General features: G+C 46.2%; 15 protein-coding genes. All 15 read right to left on the bottom strand.

Features of this window, described 5'->3' with window-relative positions; all coding sequences use genetic code 11:
* Positions 1 to 9 precede the first annotated feature (9 nt).
* The 15 genes from WH43_RS10500 to cheY all read right to left on the bottom strand — a co-directional run bounded on the left by WH43_RS10500 (position 10) and on the right by cheY (position 17,771).
* On the bottom strand, positions 10 to 2,871 hold the full coding sequence (locus WH43_RS10500; RefSeq protein WP_053424553.1) for an SLBB domain-containing protein: 2,862 nt from the start codon (positions 2,869 to 2,871) through the stop codon (positions 10 to 12).
* 416 nt (positions 2,872 to 3,287) lie between these two features.
* Positions 3,288 to 4,412 carry a non-hydrolyzing UDP-N-acetylglucosamine 2-epimerase gene (gene wecB, locus WH43_RS10495; protein WP_053424552.1) on the bottom strand — a complete coding sequence of 375 codons (1,125 nt, stop codon included), beginning with the start codon at positions 4,410 to 4,412 and terminating at the stop codon, positions 3,288 to 3,290.
* 101 nt (positions 4,413 to 4,513) lie between these two features.
* A complete protein-coding gene (locus WH43_RS10490) occupies positions 4,514 to 5,917 on the bottom strand; it encodes an MBL fold metallo-hydrolase RNA specificity domain-containing protein (protein WP_152342825.1) in 1,404 nt (467 codons plus the stop codon).
* A gap of 103 nt (positions 5,918 to 6,020) precedes the next feature.
* Positions 6,021 to 7,787 (bottom strand): hypothetical protein, encoded by a 1,767-nt coding sequence (locus tag WH43_RS10485; protein WP_286049659.1) that lies wholly within the window; start codon positions 7,785 to 7,787, stop codon positions 6,021 to 6,023.
* A gap of 47 nt (positions 7,788 to 7,834) precedes the next feature.
* Positions 7,835 to 8,731 carry a PKD domain-containing protein gene (locus tag WH43_RS20665; RefSeq protein WP_286049658.1) on the bottom strand — a complete coding sequence of 299 codons (897 nt, stop codon included), beginning with the start codon at positions 8,729 to 8,731 and terminating at the stop codon, positions 7,835 to 7,837.
* 169 nt (positions 8,732 to 8,900) lie between these two features.
* The gene (locus tag WH43_RS10480) at positions 8,901 to 9,389 is read right to left on the bottom strand and encodes a DUF2802 domain-containing protein (RefSeq protein WP_053424551.1); all 489 of its coding nucleotides are present in this window, start codon (positions 9,387 to 9,389) and stop codon (positions 8,901 to 8,903) included.
* Positions 9,389 to 9,883 (bottom strand): chemotaxis protein CheW, encoded by a 495-nt coding sequence (locus tag WH43_RS10475; protein WP_053424550.1) that lies wholly within the window; start codon positions 9,881 to 9,883, stop codon positions 9,389 to 9,391. Before WH43_RS10475 ends, WH43_RS10480 begins: the two co-directional genes overlap by 1 nt.
* 40 nt (positions 9,884 to 9,923) lie before the next feature.
* Positions 9,924 to 10,670: a chemotaxis protein CheW gene (locus WH43_RS10470; protein WP_053424549.1), complete on the bottom strand. Its 747-nt coding sequence runs from the start codon at positions 10,668 to 10,670 to the stop codon at positions 9,924 to 9,926.
* Position 10,671: 1 nt separating this feature from the next.
* On the bottom strand, positions 10,672 to 11,451 hold the full coding sequence (locus WH43_RS10465; protein ID WP_053424548.1) for a ParA family protein: 780 nt from the start codon (positions 11,449 to 11,451) through the stop codon (positions 10,672 to 10,674).
* 10 nt (positions 11,452 to 11,461) lie between these two features.
* Entirely contained in the window at positions 11,462 to 12,442 is a 981-nt protein-coding gene (locus WH43_RS10460; RefSeq protein WP_053424547.1) for a flagellar motor protein MotB, read from the bottom strand.
* On the bottom strand, positions 12,443 to 13,186 hold the full coding sequence (locus tag WH43_RS10455; RefSeq protein WP_053424546.1) for a flagellar motor protein: 744 nt from the start codon (positions 13,184 to 13,186) through the stop codon (positions 12,443 to 12,445). It lies immediately after the preceding gene.
* Positions 13,179 to 14,375, bottom strand: coding sequence for a protein-glutamate methylesterase/protein-glutamine glutaminase (locus tag WH43_RS10450; RefSeq protein ID WP_053424545.1), 1,197 nt, complete (start codon positions 14,373 to 14,375; stop codon positions 13,179 to 13,181). Before WH43_RS10450 ends, WH43_RS10455 begins: the two co-directional genes overlap by 8 nt.
* Before the next feature lie 11 nt (positions 14,376 to 14,386).
* Positions 14,387 to 16,603 (bottom strand): chemotaxis protein CheA, encoded by a 2,217-nt coding sequence (locus tag WH43_RS10445; RefSeq protein WP_053424544.1) that lies wholly within the window; start codon positions 16,601 to 16,603, stop codon positions 14,387 to 14,389.
* Positions 16,604 to 16,618: 15 nt separating this feature from the next.
* Complete coding sequence (locus WH43_RS10440; protein ID WP_053424543.1) at positions 16,619 to 17,374, bottom strand: protein phosphatase CheZ; 756 nt, start codon at positions 17,372 to 17,374, stop codon at positions 16,619 to 16,621.
* Between the two features lie 25 nt (positions 17,375 to 17,399).
* On the bottom strand, positions 17,400 to 17,771 hold the full coding sequence (cheY, locus tag WH43_RS10435; protein ID WP_008898490.1) for a chemotaxis response regulator CheY: 372 nt from the start codon (positions 17,769 to 17,771) through the stop codon (positions 17,400 to 17,402).
* Positions 17,772 to 17,823: the final 52 nt, after the last annotated feature.

Here is a 17,823-nt window from a genome sequence, read left to right as displayed (position 1 = left end):
TGCCTATCATCAGAAACTATTTAAAGCTGCCAAAGCAACACCAGACTGATAGAAAATCTGCGTGATCTGTGTCCACAAGGACAAGCTATCTCTGTACTCTGTATCCACAGGAACAACAATAGTATCGCCCGGCTCTAAACCAGTTTGCGCTACAGCGAACCAGCCGTTACTTTCTGGCAACATCACTGAGCCATCTGCTTTAATAACATAAATACGTTCTTCGTCAGCACGCTTACGAGTGCCTCCGGCTAGTTTCAGATACTCTTCAAAAGACAAGTCTTTTTGATATCTGTGGCTACTGGCGTGCTGAACTTCGCCTACTATGGAAATAGTATTGTCATTGCGTGGCACATAAAATAAATCACCGTCCTGTACCTGCACATCGTAGTCAGGCATACCGGCAAGGATAGAGGGCAAATCTAAAACTAAGCGGCCTACTGGTTGTTGCTTTTCCAACTGGTCAATCATCAACAAAGCGTCCTGAGCAGGTGTTGCACCTTCAACCTGAGATAAGCTTTTGGTCGCAATATCTGCTCTTAACTGGTCTGCCAGTTTCTTAATTTGGATACGTTCGCGTTCTTTAATGTCTTCGCGGGTGTAGATGGCACCTTGCATAAAGGCATTACGATTTAAGCCACCGGCACGCTGAATGACACTGGATAACATTTCTCCACGTTGGATAGTGTAGCGACCAGGGAAACGCACTTCGCCGCGCAGCTCGATAGTGCGCTCAATGTTCCAATCAGGCACAGGAAATACGTTTAAGCGGTCACGGTCTTGTAAGGCAAGGCTGGTTTCTCCCGCAAACACTTGTGACAAATTCACAGCAATGTTTTGCGCTTCAATACCATTTTTATCTGAAGCTAACACTGCTCTGGTCAGTTCTGCACGGTTTAAATAAGCTGATTGGGTTAAACCACCTGCCGCAGCTATTAAAGACGCCACATCTGCATTTTCCGCACGAGGGTAATCTCCAGGTACTTTTACTTCACCTGATACAGACGCAATCATAGGGTCTGCACCACGGCGCACTTGGGCTTTTAATTTTTTCAACAGAGGATGCAGTAACTCTGTACGGCTAAAGCTGGCAGATAAAGCCAATATTTCTTTATCACGAAATACACGGGCCATAATGTCTTGCATGATGGCAGGCAAAGCATCTTTACCCAGATCTTCAACGGCGTTCATTGTCTGGCCGGTAGCTTGCAAAGCTACATTTCCTGCCTGGGTTTGGTTCCCCCCCTCTCTTCCACTAGCAGTTAAAGTAGTGGAGGACAAATCTTTGGCAGGCTGTACTAATTGCTGATCGCCTATGCTGGTTGCCTGACGCTGGCCTGTAAGTTCATCCTGACGCTTTTTGTCTGCATCTAACATGTCTTTGAAAGCTTTAGCTGTTAAATCTTCAGATGCAGTCCAACGCATATCTGGCATTAACTTGTATCTGTCCGTGATTTGCTTACGCAAATACTCGTTCAGTTTGTCACGCTGTATATGCTGATCAGCGTGGTGGAACACCATCACTAAATCACGAGGTTTTAAACTAAGGTTAGCCTCGCCTGAGGGCTGATTAATGGCATCTGCCAAGCTAAACTGCAAAACTTTTACATCACCGGCGTTGTTAATTTCGCGCACTACTAAGGCGTAATCTAAGTCGGCCGTCATATGTAAATCAGACCAGAACGACTTGATTAGATCGCTAATGCGGATACCTTGTTGCCAGGCATAAAAACCAGGGCGAACTACGGCACCCGCGACAGTCACAACATTTTCTATACGGGGGGAGGTTTCAGCGATACGCAATAAGTCACCATCACGTAGTGCCATTTGACGGTTTACTGCGTTGGTTAAATCTAAGTTCAATAAATCACGTAAGTTATTGCTGTTATAGCGTTCCAAAACTACCGATTGCGGGTAAGCGCCCGCTTTGGTACCACCAGCCATACTGAGCAAAGCATCAATAGTTTCGCCAGATTTTACTTCGTATATAGCAGCGCGTTTAATTTCGCCCGTCACCTGAACAGTGGCTTTCATCGGTGCTACAAATACAACGTCACCATGTTGCAGCTGGATATCGCCTGAACTGTCGCCACGTAGCAATAAGTCATATAAGTCAAAACGCCCTACTGTGGCTCCCCCACGTTTTACCTGTATATCGCGTAAGCTACCAATGTCAGAAACGCCACCAGCTAAATACAAAGACTGGGTTACTGTAGTTAAAGCTGACACGGCAAACATGCCTGGCGTTTTTGCTTCGCCCGCTACAAAAATATTGATGGTGCGCAATTTACCCATAGTGATAGCAGCATCAACCCCAATCATGGCTTCGCGCACTTTATTGGCAATCACATCTGATGCCTGAGACACTGACAAGCCGCTAACATTGACGGGGCCTATTTCTGGCAGATTAACAGAGCCGTCACGGCCAACGATAAGTTCTTCGCTGCTATTTTGCTTGCCAAATAATTGCAGGAGCAGAATATCGTCAGGGCCTAAACGGTAATTTTCCGGTACTGGCGCATTGTCTACCGGCGCAAAAGTGCTGATTTGCGAGTTAAACATAGTCATGCCGAAGCGCTGATTGGCTTTTTCTTCTTCAGTTAACTCTTTTGGATATTGTCCAAATTGAGGATCAATAGTTTCGATAATTGGACTTTGCTGTTGAGGTACTAGCACCTGAGGCTGAGCTTGTTGTGCTGATGCCCCCATGCTACCCGCTGGTAAATCGATACCATACTGTTTAGCTAAACGCTGCTGCTCTGCAGGGGATAAGTTTTGAAACTGTGCCAACATTGCAGGAGAAGGTGTCACAGCTGACACGGGCAATGCAGCAAATAAAGCCACCAGCACACAAGTTTTAAACAGTTTTAGCACGCTACAACTCCAGATAGTGTATTTGTTAGATCCAACAAAAAAGAACCTACGTAGTTTACCTGCTTTACTCGTTTTTCCAAGCAGAAAGTCGGTTCAGACAAAGCCGACCACACGGAGAATCAGCAGAGGCTGATTATCAGTTTTCGCTGTTTTTATGGCCCAGCTAAAAAGTGAAGTCGGATGTTCTTCTTTTTAAACGATTTTTTGTGTTAAACCAGCTGTATGTCAGAAGTAACTCAGAGAGGATTTCTGCACATCCTGATGCTAAAGGTCCTTTACGGTTCTTTACCTAAACCAAACCGGCGGCGACTTTAGCGAATTACACCGTTTTTGTCTAATAGAAATTTGTGTCTTTACAGTAACAGCAGCGAAACATTTAATCACATTTCGCTGCCGGTCAGCGCAAAAGCAAAGGTTTAAAAACTGGCCTTAATTGCCTCAATAATTCGGGCGCACGCTTTGCCGTCCCCATAAGGGTTATGGGCATAACTCATTTGTTCATAATACGCTTTGTCTGTTAATAGACGGCTGACTTCCCGCACTATCACTTGCGCATCCGTTCCCACTAGTTTGACCGTACCTGCGGCTACAGCTTCCGGACGCTCAGTGGTGTCGCGCATCACCAATACGGGTTTGCCTAACGATGGCGCTTCTTCCTGAATACCACCTGAGTCAGTGAGCACTAGAGTGCTTCGGCTCATCAGGTAAACAAAAGGCAGATAATCCTGAGGTTCTATCAGGTGCACGTTGGAGGTGTCACTTAATAAACGAAATACGGGCTCACGTACGTTCGGGTTTAAGTGCACTGGGTACACAACGTCTGTATCCGGGAACTGCTGGGCAATTTGCTTTAAGCCTGCACAAATTTGTTCAAAACCACCGCCAAAACTTTCGCGTCTATGGCCTGTAACCAACACTAGACGACGGCCGTTTAGACCATAAGGGAATTGTTGCTCAAAGTTTTTGGTTAAATTGGTATCCGCATCAATTTTTGCGACTACCTGATGCAAAGCATCAATCACTGTATTACCTGTCACTACAATGCCAGCAGGGTCGACATTTTCTTTGAGTAAATTCTGTTGTGAAGTCTCAGTGGGTGCAAAGTGCAGCTTGGTTAAAGCTCCTGTGAGCTTACGGTTTGCTTCTTCCGGCCATGGGCTGTAAATATTACCGGTACGAAGCCCAGCTTCCACATGACCCACTGCAGTTTTTTCATAATAACAAGCTAAAGCTGCAGCAAAAGTGGTACTGGTGTCGCCATGCACTAACACTATGTCAGGTTTAAAATCGCGCAAAACTGGCTTGATATTCAGTAGTATGCTGGTGGTGACATCATATAAATCCTGCCCCGCTTTCATAATGGCCAGGTCATAGTCCGGAACTATGTTAAACAGCTTCAGCACCTGATCCAGCATTTCTCTGTGTTGGCCTGTCACGCAGACTTTGCTTTCAATGCCTGTTGTTTCTTTTAACAAATTCACAAGAGGAGCCATTTTAATGGCTTCAGGTCTGGTGCCAAACACACTTAATACTTTGATCATAGGGACTTCCATTGAAATGAAACTAATGAAATGGTATCAGAATTTCCGTAATGGCGGCAGAGTAAAGTGCGCTAGCTGAACCGGAACTTAAAAATCCACTTTTATCCGATGACGACCTTATGGCCCTTAGATTCAAGTTTTCTTTTCAGCTCCAGTTTGGCGTCCATATCTCCGTGCACCAAACGGATTTGCTCTGGAGGGCTTCGCATCTGTTCGACAAAATGCAATAAGTCCTGCTGATCGGCATGAGCAGAATAACCACTTAGTTGTATCACTTCTGCGTTAATCGAATAGTCTTGCCCATCCAGCTCTACATAGCCACCTGTGCTTCCCTGCTGCAGTATAGCTGCGCCCGGAGTGCCCCGGGCCTGATAGCCAATAAATAAGATTTGATGACGGGCGGAACTTAACAAAGCTTTCAGATAGTTCACCACCCGCCCTCCTGCACACATACCACTCGCGGCTATGACTATCGCTGGCCTGCCGGTCTCAGCCAGGTGCTGTACTACTTTTTGGTGATCGGCATGACTTTTAACCGTCAATAGTTGCTCAAATTGCAGAGGATGGCGGCCACTTTTTAACTTCTGTTTCGCCTCATCATCCCAGTACTGTTTTAACTCCTGATAAACTGCTGTGAAATTAGCTGCAAGCGGCGAGTCGACAATAATATCTAATTGCTCCCATCTCAAACCTTTGTGGATAGCCTGCCCCTGCATTCGATGAACAATATCCTCCAATTCATACAACAGCTCCTGAGTGCGGCCTATGCTAAAAGCCGGGATCAGTACAGTCCCATTATCTTTCAGCGCTTTTTCCAGTACGTGCTGTAAACGCTGTTGTCGGCTTTTTCGATCTTCATGGTTTTTATCGCCATAGGTACTTTCAAGTACCAGCAAGTTAGCCTCTTCTAATGGGGTTGGATCGGGTAACAATGGAGTGTCACGAGCACCTAGATCACCAGAAAATACGGCTTTGTAATAAAGCTCTTTGTTCATCGGGTAGTGATGGCGAATTTCGATATAAGCAGACCCCAGAATATGGCCTGCATTTTGAAAGCGAATATAGCTAGTGTCTGCACATCCTTCTAGTGGATACCACTGTCCGTAGTCGCATGGCTGTAGTTGACGTGATACCGCTTGAATAAAACCAGCGATCAGTTTTTCATCGCGCGTGATCCCCATTTTCAAAGCATCTTCTAACACCAGAGGCAATAACAAGGCAGACGCCTTGCTGCAATAGATTGGCCCTTTAAAACCTGCAGCTATTAAATAAGGAATACGGCCGGCGTGATCGATATGGACATGAGTTAATAAAAGCGCCTGAATACCATCCAGCGCGAAATCGATATGGGCTGAATCAGCACCGGCTTTGCCCCTACCCTGCTCTACCCCCTGAAACAAACCGCAGTCAATCAGAACACTTTGCTGCTCATTGACAAAATACTGATGGCAAGAGCCTGTTACTCCGTCTACGGCGCCATGGTGGATTAGCCTTGGATACTGCACAAAATTATCCTTATCTGCTTGTCCATAACAAAAATGGAGGCATATCACATTGTTAACACTTTATAATGTGATACGCCCCCCATTTTAGATACTACCAGGTTATTTATAAACCCAATTGGGGCTTTTGATTAGGTTCAAGCACAGTACGTGCAATCGACTTTTTGCTGGAAGTAAAACTAATACCTTTAGCAAGGCCGCTTACTGCAACCTCTTCAGCAATGGCAGTATCGTTCCAATAATCAAAGGTAATCTCTTCATAGATGTTCAGACGAGGACCAATACCAGTGGTGATATACCAGGGCGACGTACTGTCGAATCTTTGATCCTGCACTTCAAACACATAAATGCGAGAGCCTAAGATACCATCAGTTGATTTAAGTAAACGCCATTGACGCTGAGTACAAACTTGCGTTTGGTCATCAGGACACATTCTGCGATTGATGGACATGATAGATTCATCCTCAGAAATAACCTCTTCGTCCCAGCTTAAAGATGTATTAAACACAGGTTCAAAATCTGGTGGCGATGTCATAGAAGATCCCATTTGATAGCCCGAACCGTCTTCCAGGAACTGCCAGCCAAAGTACGCAAAGCCGTCATCCCAAAGCAAAGTATCCTCATCCCATGCACTTTTAATCCACTGATTAATAGTGGTTTGCCAATACATATCTTCGGGGTTACTTTGATCGTAGGTACTGAAATCGCTGCCATCCAATTTCAGAGCATAATCAGCGTCAGCGGCTATTAAGGTTCCTTCGGCATCGTAGGACGCACTAAAGACCTGAACATCAGTTCCCAATTGATCTAACTTCATAATTTCTGAATAAGAGCCGTCTTCGAAGGTCACTACAAATAAACCTTTGTCATCTAACTCCCAGGTGAAGGGCTTGTCATTTTCAAGCGCGACACCTGTTCCATCAGGATTAATATCAAAAATATCAGCGAACATATCGGAGTAGCCAAAGCCTTCTTCACCTGCGTAGTAATAATGTTCAAATAACCATTCGCCATCCAAATCTTCAGCAACAAATTTCACATCACCCAGTTTGTCGGCATTACGCAGCAATTGATCCTCGGTAGATTCATAGCTGACGGGGTCTGGGGCTATCACCACACCACCGGGCAGAGTAACAGGAACCATAGCTCTAGTTCCTGTTTCGACCACGCGATAGGTATCAGTTTTTTCGCCCTGAATAATTCGGGTTAAACTGGCACTTAATGGTGTTTGTTTTGCTTCTACCTGGAAATAACGCGCGTCGTAAAGTTGATTAACCTGCTCCTGAGTTAAACCAAATAATCCCACTGCAACACTCGGGAAATAGGTAGTGCTGGTTTCGCCAGAATAGGTGATATCAACTTTACCTTCGGTCAGAGTCCATTCGAACTGATGAATACCTGAATTGAATACTTCTGAGCCTGTACCATCACTGTTAAAGTTAAACTTATTGCCACCACGAGATAAGAAACCTGTAGCCGCAGGATAAATCTCAAAGTACGCACTGGCCAGGCTAGTCGCATCTACAGGTGGTGTCAGTTCGGGGTCAGCGATGATCTCATCAATGGTATCCGTAATGATATTTGGATTTTGTGCCTCGGCAGCTGCAACATAGTCGTTATAGGCCTGAGTATTTGTCAGTAATTCAAGAACATTAGTGACGCCTTCAGGCAATGCAAAAACACCACCTTGAGTGATCAGTTTGACCACAGCAGCCGCTTCAATCAGCTCATCCGGACTGACAGACTTCTCCACTAAGGTGAAACTATCCAGATTGGTCGGAGCCGTTCCGCCATTGGCTGCAACAATTAACGAATACAAAGCAGTGGACACGGCGTTAATGGAGACTGTATTGGGACTATCTCCTTCGGCCATGGGTCTCACATCAAACAGCGCGGCGACTGCAGAAGAGAGTCTTGTTGTTAGAGAACCAGCGACAGCTGGGTGGCGTCAGCAGTCAGGCTTGGCACAAACTTATAATACTGCAGTCCTGTCGTGGTGACAGAGCTTGCTCTGATATCGGCAAAAAGATTGGTTTCGTCATCATCCGCTTGCATAGGCAAACTAAAAGTACCTGTAGCATCAGCGGTCGCAGTAAATGTCTGACCGGCTAAGGTACCTCTTATTGTCGCATTTGCAAAAGCGGCTTCAGATACAGTTCCAGTTACAGTAAAGCTTGTCTTTACAGGTGTAATAGTGACCACACCTTCAACCAAGGTAGCTTCCTCGTCATCATCAGTGACGGTAAGACTAAAACCCAATGGCGTATCTTCAGTGACGCTCGGTGCAGTAAAACTCAGAGTCGCTGTCTCTGCACCGGCTAAAGTAACAGGATCACCTGAGGTTTGTACCCAATTGTAAGTTGTAACTAAGCCATCCGCATCTGCGGCCGTCGCGGCTAGGCTAACGCTTGATTTTTCGGCTGCAGAACCAAAGGCAGCGGTAACTGTGGGGAACTGATTATTGGCTATATTAACAGTAACGTCTGCGCTTGCAGTTTGGTTGCCTTTATCCGTCACTGTAATACGCAATACGGCAGCAGCGTCAGTACTGACAGCCGGAGCAGTGACACCTACAGTCGCAGTCGTTGTATTGGTGAGAGTCAGGGTTGGACCAGACACCTGGGTCCAACTGTATGTAATGGTATCGTCATCATCGTCTGCTGTCGCAGCTATGGTGGTAGTTCGGCTTTCTTTTAATGAAACGGCAGAAGCAACCGATACTGTTGGTACTTCGTCTTTATCGTCTGATCCACATCCTGCTAAAACCGCACAGGCAATAATGCTGAGCGATAAGTTATATAAGATCTTGTTTTTCATGGTGACTCCTTGCGGGTAATTCCCACGAGAGTCTAGACAACAATGGCTATTTCGCCAGAAAAGTCAGCGCATTTGCTCTTACCACAGCACTGCGCAACAAAAGTGTAATCAAATGTAATCAAAAATAAATAAGGCTATTCACAAGTCGCCAATGGCTATAACAATTCACTTATTGAGATTGTTTATGCAGATTGAAAAGTAGTTCGGCTTCCGCCTGAGGGAGTTCACATTCGAGCATGATTTCATCCAGAGTTGCCCCCATCTGAACCATTTTCATAGCTCTGCTGTAAATTTTTGATTCCGGATCGAACAAATGCAATGATTTTTGTTGCTCGGCAAGCTCAGCCACCTGTTGCATACCCTGCCCTAAATGACTTTCTAAGCTCAATACCCGTTGCCCTACTCCAATCACTGTGGAGCGTAGCTCCTCGATATCCTGATAGGAACGTTTCAACTGTTGCCTTTGTTGTTCGAGTTGTTGTTGTAATTGCTCAAGGTTTTGTTGTTGCTGCCAACTGGCTGCAGCATTTTCATTGATAATGACCAACAGCTTTTTTGTTTGGCGTGACGCAACAATAGCCATCACAACAGACAGCAACAAAATGGCTGCAATACCCAGCAGCCATAGCCATGAAAAGTCAGTCAGAAAATTAGCCATTAAATACTACGGATCTCTTCCCACTCGTCATCGGACAGTAACTTATTCAGATCCACCAGGATCAGTAACTCGCCATCACGATTCGACACGCCCTGAATAAACTTAGCACTTTCGTCTGTTCCTACGTTTGGTGCTGTATCAATTTCAGATTGTTTCAGATAAACCACTTCAGCCACGCTGTCGACCATAATACCAATGACCTGACGCTCTGACTCGATAATCACAATACGGCTGTTGTCCGTCACTTCTGAAGGAGGTAAACCAAAACGAGCACGAGTGTCAATCACAGTGACTACGTTGCCACGTAAATTGATAATACCCATCACGTAATCCGGTGCACCAGGGACTGGAGCTATGTCGGTATAACGTAGTACTTCCTGCACCTGCATCACATTAATGCCGTAGGTTTCTTCTTGCAGTTTAAAGGTCACCCATTGCAGCACTAAATCTGTGACTTCTTTAGTTTTAGCGGATTGCGCTGTTAAATTACTCATGCCGAGCTCCTACCCAGAAGTTAAATTCTTGTATTATCAATCAATTTTGACTATTCATTCCCTTCGCCAGTAATGCAATCAGAGCATCAACGTCCAGCAAAGCACACATATGTTCTTTAATTAAACCGGCAAGCCATGGCCTTTTACCTTCTGTCTCACGCCACTTTACGTCGTCTTGCTCCAACGCGATAGTGTTAACCAACGTATCACAGGCTAAACCCCAATGACTATTACCAAGCATAATAACATATTGATAGTTTAGCTTTTCTGCCAGTCCCTGATCATATTTTTCTGGCATCACCCAACGCGCCGTATCAACCACATTAATTTTTTGCTCGCGATATAACATGACCCCCTGGAGCCACTCTGGCTGTCCTGGCAAAGACTTCACAGGCATCATTTTATGAATACCGCCTAATGCCTTCAAAGGCAGAGCAACTTTTAAACCCGCAACGGTAAAAAACAGCGCCTGAAAACGGCCTTTTCTGTAATCTTTTACCACTGGTGCAGCCACTTGTACTGCCGGCGCAACTGCGGCCACTTTCGTTTGTTCAACCACAGGAGTGACCGGAGCAGCAACAGGTGCTTTTACAACTGGCGCAGTAACAGGCGCAACAACTGCTGGTTTTGTCACTGCAGGTGCTTTCACCGGAGCAGAAACAGGAGCCAATAACTCATTCAGTTGCTGTTTTTTCGCTTCCTGAATAGGCGTATCTACCACGTCATCCGTCAATAAAGCACTTAGATAGTGCTTCATCACTTTTTGGCTGGCTTGTAAATCGCTCATCTTAATTCTCCGGAGCTAACTGCAATAAATAGGTTAGCAACGTATTGTAAGCAAATACACCCCGTGATTTTGGCACAAATACAGGAGGAGGGGTCTGCGCTAAGCTAGCATCACGAAATTTAGTGTCGATAGGGATAACAGCAGACCAGACCCTGTCCTGATACTGAGCTTTTAACGCCTTGTAAGCATCCAGCGAAGCTTTAGTTCTCTTGTCATACATGGTTGGGATTATAGTAAAAGCATAATCCTGTGGTGATGAACTGTGCATCAGTTGCATAGTTGCGATCATCCGGTCCAGGCCTTTTAAAGCCAAAAATTCAGTTTGCACCGGTATTAAAATACGATCACAAGCAGCCATAGCGTTGACCATCAGCACACCGATCACAGGAGGACAGTCAATCAGCACATAGTCGTAATCATTTTCTATTTTTTGCAACGCCTTTTTCAGAATAAGACCCATACCACCTTGCTGACCATGAGAACGGTCTAGAGTAGCCAAGGCCATAGAAGTCGGCAGAATATCCAGATTCGGCATACCACTTGGACACATCGACTGCAGGATTTCTTCTCTGGTAATATCTTTGCCACGAATAAAAATATCGTAGACGCTGACTTCCAGCTCTTCGGCATCAATACCAAAGTAATAGGTTAAGGAGCCATGAGGGTCAGTATCGATCAGTAAAACACGATGCCCGCGCTGTGCAAGCAGAGCGCCTAAGGTGACTGTAGTGGTAGTTTTTCCAACTCCACCTTTTTGATTTGCGATAGTCCAAACAACCAATTTACTGTTCCTATTGACTAGCTGGTTCTTCTTCGCCTGGTTCAGGCGGTCTGGTTGTGATCCTTATACCGCCATGAGGTAAGCGGATCACCCGTATTTTGTTCTGTTCTTGTTCTGCTGCTTCTTCAGCGGCTTGTTCTTGCGCACTTTGTGCTTCTGCTGGTTGTGGTATTTGCGCCACAACAGGCTCATAGGCATATTTTGATAAAGCAATCACCACTTTGCGGTTTTGGCTACGTCCCTGAGCTGTCGTGTTCTCAGCAAAAGGAGCATATTGCCCATAGCCTTCAATGGCCATGCGCTCTGGGGCTATACCCAGCTCTTCCAGTAACCGGACTATAGACGCCGCTCTTGCCACGGATAACTCCCAGTTGGACGGGAATTGTTCAGTGCGGATAGGCACTGAGTCCGTATAACCCCGCACACGCATGTAGTTATTGGTTTGCTTTAAGATAGCAGTCAGTTCAGTCATCACGGCAGAAGCAGAACTGGTGGAATTAGCGCTACCACTGCTGAACAACAAACCACTACTGAGTTCAATGGTCAGCCAGTCTTCATCTAACGTCACCTTGGCTAAGTCTGACTCAACAAGGCTGCGTAATGCTCTGTTAATGTCTTTTTGCATGGCAGCTAAAGGACTGCCACGTCTTGTTCTGTCGATATGTTCCAGTTTAGCATTGTCAGCTAGCAGCGTCGGACCTGTCGCGTCTTCCAAACCTGAACCATACAGTTCAAAATCACTTTGAGGATGAATATCAGGCTGCACAGATTGACCCTGAATACCCGTCTCCTGTTTATCTGTTGCTTCAATAAAAACCTTGGAAATAGTGTCCTGCAATTTTTTGAACTGCTCTTTTTCCATAGTAGCCATTGAATACAACAACAAAAAAAGTGCAAACAACAAGGTCATATAATCGGCGTAGGACACCAACCAACGCTCTGTATCTGATTTGTCCGCTTCTACAGCGACAGAACGGCGTGGTCTATACATTTACGTTGCTCTGTAAGCCTGAAGTTTCATTTCCACACTACGAGGGTTTTCTCCAAGCGCTATAGAGCATAAACCTTCGATCACCATCGAATGAAACAGAGCCCGTTCTTCTACGAGTAGTTTGATCTTGTTAAACACAGGGATAAACAAAAAATTAGCTAAACCCACGCCGTAAATAGTAGCAACAAAAGCTGTGGCTATACCTTGTCCTAACTCATCCGGATTAGAAATATTAGATAACGCCAGAATTAACCCCAATACTGCGCCTACTATACCTATAGTCGGACTATAGCCTCCCATAGCTTCAAACACCCTGGCGGCACGCAACAGCCGCTCTTTTTCAAGATGTAGTTCAGTATCCAGAATATCCTGCAGCACTTTGACTTCGGTACCATCCACTAATAAATTCAATCCCCTTTTTAATAAAGGTTCTTCTTCATTCAGCGCATCGGTCTCTAAGGACAAAAAGCCTTGCAAACGCGCTGAGTGGCCCCATTGAGTCATGCGCTCAATCGTAGAGTCAAAGTCCAGCTTAGGAGGTGCGATCACCCAGGGAAGCAAACTCATGCTTAATCGGAATTGCCTGACAGGACTCTGAATAAGCACAGCACCTAAAGTACCGCCAAAAACGATACAAAAAGCAGGCCAGTGCAACAAAGTAAAAACGTCACCACCTTCCTGGCTAAACCCGCCAACTATAGCCGCCAGCGCAATTATAATGCCAGCGAAGGTAAGCTTATCCATGCCCTACTTCCGCCACTATGCGGGCTGCTACATCGGATAACGCCACTTCAACATCGGTCAATCCCGCAGCTGTTACCGCCTGAGGCATGCCATAAACTACACAACTGGCTTCGTCCTGAGACCAGATACGGGAGCCAGATTGTTTTAGTAAACGGCAACCTTCTCTGCCATCCGATCCCATGCCCGTCAGCACTATAGCCAGCACTTTGTCATTAAAGATCTTTGCTGCAGTGCCAAAGGTGATATCTACACTGGGTTTGAACGTAATACGGGGCGAATCATCTTCACGAACGCGCAATCTGGCTTGGTTTTCATTGCCATCCAGCAGCATTTGTTTACCGCCGGGAGCTAGATAAGCCACGCCAGGGCGCAACACATCATTATCTGCCGCTTCTTTCACTTCAATTTTCGCTAAGCCATTTAACCTGCTGGCAAAAGCACCGGTAAAAGCCGCCGGCATATGCTGAATAAGCACTATGGGCAATGGAAAATTAGCTGGTAACGCAGTGATAATCTGCTGCAAAGCCACTGGTCCGCCGGTCGAAGTACCAATGGCAACGAGTTTGTACGTTTTACCACTGGAGTCAAAGCTGCCACTGCGGTGCGGCTCAGAACGTTCTGCCGCACGGCTTTGCAATTCAGCACGCTCAGCCAAAGCTCTGGCAGCCAGACTTTGCGCCAAAGGTGCTCTGGGCGTTGCTGTCGTAGCATTTGAGCCCGATAGTGGCGCAGTTCGGGAAGCTAAAGTTGAACTAGCTGAGCTTATGGTACTGGAAGGTCTGCTAATCACCCGGCGTCTGGCTACTGTCTTAACACGCTGACGCAGCACATCAGCGGCTTCGGCTTTATCACGGGCAATATCTTCAAATTTTTTCGGCAGGAAATCGATGGCGCCTGCTTCCAGCGCATCTAAGGTCGCTTTTGCACCTTCATGAGTTAAAGATGAAAACATCAGAATAGGTGTGCGCTGCACCTTAAGGATTTCGCGCACAGCCGAAATGCCATCCATAACCGGCATTTCGATGTCCATCGTAATAACGTCAGGACGTAAGGCTAAAGCTTTTTCCACCGCCTCTTTACCATTATTGGCGGTGGCAATGACCTCTAACTCGGCATCCTGACTCAGAATTTCCGTCAGACGGCGACGGAAAAAACTGGAGTCATCAACAACTAATACCCTGATGGTCATAGTGCACTCTCTTAAGCTGAGAATTTGTCAAAGCGATCAAATTTAATTTTGGAACGTTTGGCATAATGCTTCAGCAGGTTAGGCACATCCAGGATCAGTGCTATACCGCCGTCTGATGTAATGGTAGCTCCTGCCATACCTGGTGTGCCCTGTAATAAAGCATCCAGCGGCTTGATCACCACCTCTTCCTGACCAATCAAAGAATCCACCACAAAACCGATTTGTTGAGTTCCCAGTTGCACTATGACCACATGGCCTTGTTCGCGTTTTATCTTCTTGTTCGAACCTTTTACCAGCCAGTGCTCAAGATAAAACAGCGGAATAGCTTTGTTGCGTACAACGATAGTCAACTGACCATCCACATTGTTGGTTTTGGCTAAATCTAAATGGAAAATTTCGTTGACCGTCGCCAGTGGCAGAGCAAAGGTCTGCTCGCCCACAATCACCATTAAGGTTGGCAATATCGCCAAAGTCAGCGGAACCTTGATTTCTAATAAGGTGCCCTGACCCAGTTTTGAGTTGATATGCACTGTACCGTTGAGTTGAGTAATTTTGGTTTTCACCACGTCCATACCCACACCACGGCCTGAGATATCAGAAATCTGCTCTTTAGTGGAGAATCCTGGGGCAAAAATCAGGTTAAAGGCTTCAGTATCTGACATTCGCGCTGCGGCATCCGGATCCAGCACTCCCCGCTTAATAGCGATAGATTTCAGTTTCTCCGGGTCCATACCTGCACCATCATCCTGAATGGTTAGCAAAATATGGTCACCGGCTTGAGAAGCAGCTAATCTGACCAAACCCGTACGAGGTTTACCAGCTTTGACCCGCACATCCGGCATTTCAATACCGTGGTCTACCGAGTTACGCACTAAGTGGACCAATGGATCGGCCAGAGCCTCCACCAGGTTTTTATCTAAATCTGTCTCTTCCCCTTCCAGCTCAAGGTTAATATCCTTTTGCAGTGAACGGGCTAAGTCGCGAACAACGCGAGGGAAACGGCCAAACACTTTCTTGATTGGTTGCATCCGGGTTTTCATCACAGCGCCCTGTAAATCGGCGGTGACTACGTCCAGGTTAGCAATGGCTTTGCTCATTTCTTCATTTTGCGCAGAACCAGACAGGCTAACCAGACGATTACGTACCAGTACTAATTCACCGACCATGTTCATGATCTGGTCCAGGCGCTTGGTGTCAACCCGAACTGTAGTTTCTGGTTGGTTAGCTGCCGCTTTAGGATCAGCATCCGGATCTTTTGGCGCAGCGGCAACAGGAGCCGCTTTAGCTACAGCAGCTGCAGGCGCAGGCGCAGCTGCTTTCACTGGTTCAGCAGCTTTTGCCACCGCAGTGGTAGCAGGCACAACAGCAACAGGTGCTTTGCCTTTACCATGTAATTCATCCAGCAGAGATTCAAACTCATCATCAGAGATGTCGTCTGAAGAGGCCTTTGCTTTTTCTTTTGTTTTATCTTCTGTTTTAGCCGGTGTTTTTTCGGCAGGAGCAGAGACAGCAACTTCACCAGGGATAAAAGAACCCTGGCCATGCAGCTGGTCTAAAATAGCCTCAAATTCATCGTCAGTAATATCTTCGCTGGCGGTTTCTTTGGTCGCTGGAGGTGGCAGATTGGCAGACGTATCACGACCAGGCGCACCACTTCCATGCAATTCATCCAGCAAAGACTCAAATTCGTCGTCACTGATTTTATCAATAGAAGAAGAGCTTTCGACAGCAGGTGCAGTGGCAAACTCGACCACGGCATCAAATTCTTCCATACTAATTTCAGGTTCGGGTTCAGGTTCTGCAGGCGCAGCATGATGTGCGTGCTGTTCATCTTCTGATTCAGGCATGCTCAGGCGATGCAAGGCGTCAATGATGGCAGGGTCGGCCGGAGTCAGAGGTTCACGGTTTTGCACGTCGGCAAACATCGCATTCACCGCATCCAGGGCTTGTAAAATAACATCCATCAATTCTGGCGTGACACGGCGTTTGCCTGTGCGCAGAATATCAAACACGTTCTCGGCGCCATGGCAGGCGTCCACTAACTCAGTCAGCGATAAAAATCCAGCGCCACCTTTGACGGTATGGAAACCTCGGAAAATGGCATTTAATAAATTTGCGTCATCCGGATTATTTTCCAACTCAACCAACTGCTCTTGCAGTAGTTCAAGGATCTCGCCGGCTTCGACTAGGAAATCCTGTAAAATATCCTCATCTAAATCAAAGCCCATGCTACAGCTCCCCTTTTAGAAACCTAAACTTGATAATAAATCGTCCACATCATCCTGACCGGACACCACGTCATCACGCTCTGCTGCGTCAATAATAGGGCCTTCAGCTTCGTGACCTGCTTTTGGTTTTTTCGATACGGCAGCCGGACGCTCTTCCATACTTAAATTAGTCTGGCCAAAAGCCGTTAATAAACCAATTAAGCTGTCTTCCACTTCCCGGACCAATTCAATGACCCGCCGCAAAATCTGCCCTGTTAAATCCTGATAATCCTGCGCCATCAGTACTTCGGTCAGCAATGCATGTAAGGTAGCAGAGTTTCCGGTCGCCTGATGCAAAAAGCCATCGAGATTGTGACATAAAGCTTTGAACTCTCCGACTTTTAAGTCGCGACTCATCAGTTTCTGCCATTTAGGCAAGATAGAGTGTAGGTGCGTATTGAGTTCATCAGCGATAGGGAGACAGTTTTCGACTGCATCCATAGTTTTATTGGCGGCTTGTTCAGTCATATCGATGACATGATTCAAGCGTTTCTTCGCATCCGGAATGTCATCTTCCAGCAAAGAACTTAGGGATGGGTCTATTTGGAAGCTTTTCAAAGAGTCGTGCAGTTGCCGGGTTAGTTTTCCAACCTCGGCAAACAACTCAGAGGAGCCCGGTACAGCCAGCTGTTGCACCAGTTCATTTGCGGCTTGGGTTTCGCCAAACTCCAGCAACTGAACTAATTCACGGGCCTGCTCTAAAGAAATCAAGGGTGCCGTAGCTACAGACATGGTGTACTCCTTTGTCAGTTACGGTTTAACCCAGGCGTTCGAATACTTTAGCCAGTTTTTCCTGTAAGGTTGCAGCAGTAAAAGGTTTAACGATATATCCATTCACGCCTGCCTGTGCAGCAGCAATGATTTGTTCCTTTTTAGCTTCCGCAGTAACCATCAACACAGGAATATGCTTCAGTTTAGCGTCAGCTCGAATTGCACGTAACAAATCGATACCTTGCATACCAGGCATGTTCCAGTCAGTGACTACAAAATCAAAATCACCGTTTTGCAGCATAGGTAATGCAGTGCTGCCATCATCAGCCTCGGAGACATTGGTAAAACCAAGATCTCTTAACAGGTTTTTTATAATGCGTCTCATGGTTGAGAAATCATCAACCACAAGAATTTTCATATTCTTATCCAAAATCCCCTCCGGTGAGAGCCCAAGCTGGACTAACTCAAAC

This window comes from Rheinheimera sp. KL1 (assembly GCF_001275035.1).
GTDB lineage: Bacteria > Pseudomonadota > Gammaproteobacteria > Enterobacterales > Alteromonadaceae > Pararheinheimera > Pararheinheimera tangshanensis.
Note: the sequence above shows the minus strand (reverse complement) of the source record. Positions and strands in the feature narration are given on the sequence as shown.

What these genes read in the sequence shown, in the direction of transcription:
- wecB (WP_053424552.1), bottom strand. Translation starts at nt 4,412, where the DNA reads ATGATCAAAGTATTAAGTGTGTTTGGCACCAGACCTGAAGCCATTAAA.
- WH43_RS10485 (WP_286049659.1), bottom strand. Translation starts at nt 7,787, where the DNA reads ATGGCCGAAGGAGATAGTCCCAATACAGTCTCCATTAACGCCGTGTCC.
- WH43_RS20665 (WP_286049658.1), bottom strand. Translation starts at nt 8,731, where the DNA reads ATGAAAAACAAGATCTTATATAACTTATCGCTCAGCATTATTGCCTGT.
- WH43_RS10480 (WP_053424551.1), bottom strand. Translation starts at nt 9,389, where the DNA reads ATGGCTAATTTTCTGACTGACTTTTCATGGCTATGGCTGCTGGGTATT.
- WH43_RS10475 (WP_053424550.1), bottom strand. Translation starts at nt 9,883, where the DNA reads ATGAGTAATTTAACAGCGCAATCCGCTAAAACTAAAGAAGTCACAGAT.
- WH43_RS10470 (WP_053424549.1), bottom strand. Translation starts at nt 10,670, where the DNA reads ATGAGCGATTTACAAGCCAGCCAAAAAGTGATGAAGCACTATCTAAGT.
- WH43_RS10460 (WP_053424547.1), bottom strand. Translation starts at nt 12,442, where the DNA reads ATGTATAGACCACGCCGTTCTGTCGCTGTAGAAGCGGACAAATCAGAT.
- WH43_RS10455 (WP_053424546.1), bottom strand. Translation starts at nt 13,186, where the DNA reads ATGGATAAGCTTACCTTCGCTGGCATTATAATTGCGCTGGCGGCTATA.
- WH43_RS10450 (WP_053424545.1), bottom strand. Translation starts at nt 14,375, where the DNA reads ATGACCATCAGGGTATTAGTTGTTGATGACTCCAGTTTTTTCCGTCGC.
- WH43_RS10445 (WP_053424544.1), bottom strand. Translation starts at nt 16,603, where the DNA reads ATGGGCTTTGATTTAGATGAGGATATTTTACAGGATTTCCTAGTCGAA.
- WH43_RS10440 (WP_053424543.1), bottom strand. Translation starts at nt 17,374, where the DNA reads ATGTCTGTAGCTACGGCACCCTTGATTTCTTTAGAGCAGGCCCGTGAA.
- cheY (WP_008898490.1), bottom strand. Translation starts at nt 17,771, where the DNA reads ATGAAAATTCTTGTGGTTGATGATTTCTCAACCATGAGACGCATTATA.